This is a genomic window from Variovorax sp. P4_D9, assembly GCF_056401695.1.
This window is the reverse complement of sequence record NZ_JBFUIU010000907.1, coordinates 1-3,388: the sequence shown is the minus strand read 5'-3', so window position 1 is coordinate 3,388 and position 3,388 is coordinate 1. Positions and strand designations below refer to the sequence as shown.

Genomic DNA, 3,388 nt, shown 5'->3' with positions numbered 1-3,388 from the left:
AGCTCGAGGAGAGCTTGGCGGACTTGACTTCCTTGCCGGCGCCGGCGCCGGGCGCGGCAGCGGTGCCCGGTGCAGCGGGCGCACCCGGCCGGACCGGCGGCGCGGTCGGCTTGTGCAGCGTGCCCTTGACGGCGGCTTTCTCGGGCGCGGGCTTCTCGGGCGCCTTGTGCGGCACCAGCACGCGCGCCGGTGCATTCATCATGGCGCGGATGGCTTCGGCTTCGGCCAGCGCCTTGCGGCGTCGTTCGTCGAGGTCCTTGGCACGGGCGGCTTCTTCGTCGGCGCGAGCCTTCGATTCGGCGGCGGCCTTGGCCTTGGCGTCGTCCTTGGCCTGCGCCGCGGCGGCTTCGGCGGCGGCCTTGCGGTCGGTCACGGCGGGGGCTTCCTCGGGCGCTTCGGGTGCGCCTTCGGACACGGTGGCCGCAGCGGCGGCCTCGGCCGCCTTCTTGCTGGCAGCCTTGGCTTCCTGCTCGGCACGCTCCGCGCGATCGAGCTTCTCGCGCTCGCGGGCTTCGGTTTCTTCGCGCAGGCGGCGTTTCTCGGCCAGTTCTTCTTCCTGGCGGCGGATCAACTCGGCCTGGCGGCGGGCGTCTTCCTCGCGGCGGGCGAGTTCGGCCTCGTCGATCCGGGGTGCCGCGGGTGCAGCGGCGGCGGGCGCCTCGGCCTCGGCGGCTGCGCTCGCCTCCGGCACCGCGGGATGGCCCTCGTCGCGCTGGATGAAGGTTCGCTTCTTGCGCACTTCGACCTGGATGGTGCGGGCGCGTCCGGTGGCGTCGGCCTGCTTGATCTCGCTGGTCGACTTCTTGGTCAGCGTGATCTTCTTCCGCTCGGGCTCGACCGTGCCGTGGCTGGCTTTCAGGAAGCCGAGCAGGCGCTGCTTGTCGGCCTCGCTGAGCGCGTCGGTGAYGGCCTGCTTGGGCACGCCTGCGCTCTTGAGCTGGTCAAGCAAGGTTTCGGGAGTCTTCTTGAGTTCGTTCGCGAACTCGGCGACAGTGGTACTGGACATATTGGTTTCGTGCCTCCATGACCGTCACTCTTGGCCGGCGAACCAATGTTCGCGGGCTTTCAAGATCAGGTTCTTGGCCTCATCGGCGCTCTGGCCGGTGATTTCGGTGAGTTCATCGACCGCGAGGTCGGCCAGGTCGTCACGGGTGTGCACACCCGCCTCGGCCAATTTGGGAATCAGGGCCGGGTCGAGGCCGGCGAGGTCGCGCAGATCCTGCGAAACGCTCTCGACGTCCTCTTCACGGGCGATCTCCGCCGTCAACAACGCATCCTTGGCGCGTGAACGCAGCTCGTTGATGGTGTCTTCGTCGAAGCTCTCGATCTCGAGCAGCTCGGAGATCGGCACGTAGGCCACTTCCTCGAGGCTGGTGAAACCTTCGGAGATCAGGATGTCGGCGATTTCCTCGTCAACGTCGAGCTTCTCCATGAACAGCTTGCGGCTGGCATCGGTTTCGGTCGCCTGCTTCTGGGCCGACTCGTTGGCGTCCATGATGTTGATCTTCCAGCCGGTCAGGTCGGAGGCGAGCCTCACGTTCTGACCGCCACGGCCGATCGCGATCGCGAGGTTTTCCTCGTCGACCACCACGTCCATTGCATGTTTCTCTTCGTCGACCACGATCGACGACACGTTGGCCGGCGCCAAGGCGCCGATCACGAACTGGGCCGGGTCCTCGCTCCACAGCACGATGTCGACGCGCTCGCCGGCGAGTTCGTTGGTGACCGCGTTGACACGGGTGCCGCGCACGCCGACGCAGGTGCCGATCGGGTCGACCCGCTTGTCGTGCGAGAGCACCGCGATCTTGGCGCGCGAACCGGGGTCGCGGGCGCAGCTCTTGATCTCGAGCAGGCCCTGCTCGATCTCGGGCACTTCCTGGCGGAACAGCTCGATCATGAACTCGGGTGCCGAGCGCGACAGGATGATCGGCGCGCCGCGCAGGGTCAGGTCGACCTCCATGATCATGGCCCGCACGCGGTCGCCGTTGCGCAGGTTTTCCTTGGCGATCATCTCGCTGCGGCGCAGGCGGCCTTCGACTCTGCCCGCTTCAACGATGATGTCGCCCTTGTCCAGGCGCTTGACGGTGCCGGTGAAGATCTTCTCGCCGCGCGACATGAAGTCGTTGAGCAGCATCTCGCGCTCGGCGTCGCGGATCTTCTGCAGGATCACCTGCTTGGCGGCCATGGCGCCGATGCGGCCGATCGGCACCGAGTCCACCGATTCCTCGATGTACTCGTCGACCTCGATGTCGRCCATCTCTTCCTTGGCTTCGAACAGCAGGATTTCCTGGTCGGGCAGCTGCAGGCCGGCTTCATCGGGCACCACGTGCCAGCGACGGAAGGTCTCGTAGTCGCCACTGTCGCGATCGACGGCGACGCGAATGTCCACGTCGCCCTGGTAGAGCTTCTTGGTGGCTTGCGCCAAGGCGGACTCGACCGCACCGAAGACGACGTCGCGCTCGACGTTCTTCTCGCGCGAGATCGCATCCACCAACATCAACATTTCGCGATTCATGCCACCACTCTCCTCATTCAGTCCGACACCGCGGTGCCGGGTTTTGGCCTGCGCCCATTGAAATCCACTATCGGGGCGAGCCGTGCTTCACGCAGCTCGTCCAATGCAAAACCGAGTGCCTGCAAGGGGGCAGGCACGCGCTTCTTGCTGATCTTCTGACCGGGCTTCGCGGCCGGCTCCTCGCTCCAGACGATCTGCCATCCGGGCGTACCGTCCGCGGCTGCGACACGCTCCAGCGTGCCGCGAAATTTCTTGCGGTTGGCAGCCACCTGGCCCGCCGCCGCCGCGCCCATCGGCGCTTTCAGCGTGATGTCGATCACCTCGCCGACAAAACGCTCGAAATCCTGTTCGTTACGCAACGGCCGGTCGATACCCGGCGATGACACCTCGAGCCGCTTGTACTCGGCGCCGTCGACCTCGAGCGCGAACTGCAACTGCCGCGTGACCTTCTCGCAATCCTCGACCGTGATAAAGGGCTCGGGCGCTCCAGCGGCGGCAGCTTCAGAGTTGGGGCCGGCCCAGGGCAAATCAATCGTGACGCGCAGCAATCCCCCGGCCGAGCGTTCGATCTCGACCAGGTCGTAGCCGAGCCCGGCCACGGTTTGTTCCACTGTCTGCTGCAATGCCACGTGTCTTTGTTCGCCTTTGAGTTCAACCGATGCCGCCGCGCTCCCCGCGCTCCGAACGCGCTAGCCGCATCGAAAATGCTTCGACCAATAAAAAACGGGCGGTTGGTACCCGCCCGTTTGGTCGTGAGCCTCGGATTATATGCCAAATTCGTTACAGAAACAGGGGTTTCTACGGCCTACGGACCGTTTTGGCGGCTGCGGAACGCCACCAAACCATTACAAAAAGCAACGCACCGACAGCCAG

Annotated in this window: 3 protein-coding genes; all 3 read right to left on the bottom strand. The window is 65.6% G+C overall.

Annotation, left to right across the window (positions count from 1 at the left end):
- The coding region (locus AC1DY5_RS48060) for a translation initiation factor IF-2 associated domain-containing protein (protein ID WP_478121404.1) at window positions 1-1,006 on the bottom strand (1,006 nt) is incomplete at its 3' end.
- A 24-nt stretch (window positions 1,007-1,030) separates the two neighbouring features.
- Complete coding sequence (nusA, locus tag AC1DY5_RS48055) at window positions 1,031-2,515, bottom strand: transcription termination factor NusA (protein ID WP_478121403.1); 1,485 nt, start codon at window positions 2,513-2,515, stop codon at window positions 1,031-1,033.
- Window positions 2,516-2,532: 17 nt separating this feature from the next.
- The gene (rimP, locus tag AC1DY5_RS48050; protein WP_478121402.1) at window positions 2,533-3,144 is read right to left on the bottom strand and encodes a ribosome maturation factor RimP; all 612 of its coding nucleotides are present in this window, start codon (window positions 3,142-3,144) and stop codon (window positions 2,533-2,535) included.
- Window positions 3,145-3,388: the final 244 nt, after the last annotated feature.